Consider the following 966-nt stretch of genomic DNA (forward strand, 5'->3'; position numbering starts at 1 on the left):
GGATGTGTTTGAGTGGCGGTCCGATCACAGGACACGGACCCGCATGGCCTCGCCCCTCGTCTCCGCCGACTGGCTACACCAGCGCCTCGACGCGCCCGACCTCGTGGTGCTCGACGGCTCTTGGTACCTGCCGGCCGCCGGGCGCGACCCCGAGGCCGAGTATCTGGCGGCCCACATCCCGCGGGCCGTACGCTTCGACATCGACCGGATGAGCGACGAGACCTCGGCGCTCCCGCACATGCTGCCGCGCCCGGAGGTCTTCGCCTCGCGGATGCGCGCGCTCGGCGTCGGCGACGGGCAGCAGATCGTGGTCTACGACGGGATGGGCCTGTTCTCGGCCCCGCGGGTCTGGTGGATGCTGCGCACCTTCGGGGTGGGCGACGCGCTGGTGCTCGACGGCGGGCTTCCCGCCTGGATCGCCGCCGGCTATCCGACCGAGGACGGCGCCCCGGGCCCGCGCGAGCGGCGACATTTCAGCGCTCGGCTCGACCACGGCGCGGTGGCGGATGCGGGGGACGTGGCCCGGGCGCTCGCGGGGGGCACCACCCAAGTGGTCGATGCCCGCTCGGCGCCGCGCTTCCGCGGGGAGGAGGCCGAGCCCCGCCCCGGCGTGCGGCCGGGCCACATGCCGGGGGCACGCAACCTCCACTATGCGAGCCTGCTGCGCGACGGGCACATGAAGCGGCCCGACGAGCTGCGCGCCATCTTCGCCGAGGCAGGAGTCGATCCAGAGCGGCCGGTACTCACGACCTGCGGCTCGGGCGTGACCGCGGCGATCATCGCGCTGGCGCTGGAGACGCTCGGGCACCCGGCCCGCAGCCTCTACGACGGGTCGTGGTCGGAATGGGGGGCGGACCAGTGCCGGCCGGTGGCGACCGGGAGCGCGTGAGGCTCCCTCCCCCCTCCGCGGGGGAGGGTGGCCCCTGCGTCAGCAGGGGTCGGTCGGGACGAAGTCCCGCAGAGAGG

The 966-nt window shown here is 74.5% G+C and carries 1 protein-coding gene; it reads left to right on the forward strand.

The window, feature by feature from the left end; genetic code table 11:
* Window positions 1-43 precede the first annotated feature (43 nt).
* Complete coding sequence (sseA, locus tag AX737_RS29420) at window positions 44-889, forward strand: 3-mercaptopyruvate sulfurtransferase (protein ID WP_066927542.1); 846 nt, start codon at window positions 44-46, stop codon at window positions 887-889.
* Window positions 890-966 lie beyond the last annotated feature (77 nt).

The sequence above is a fragment of the Methylobacterium sp. CCH5-D2 genome (assembly GCF_001556475.1).
In the GTDB taxonomy this organism is placed as follows: domain Bacteria; phylum Pseudomonadota; class Alphaproteobacteria; order Rhizobiales; family Beijerinckiaceae; genus Methylobacterium; species Methylobacterium hispanicum.

Excerpts from the sequence above, each read along its gene's own strand:
- sseA (WP_066927542.1), top strand. The coding sequence starts at position 44 with ATGGCCTCGCCCCTCGTCTCCGCCGACTGGCTACACCAGCGCCTCGAC.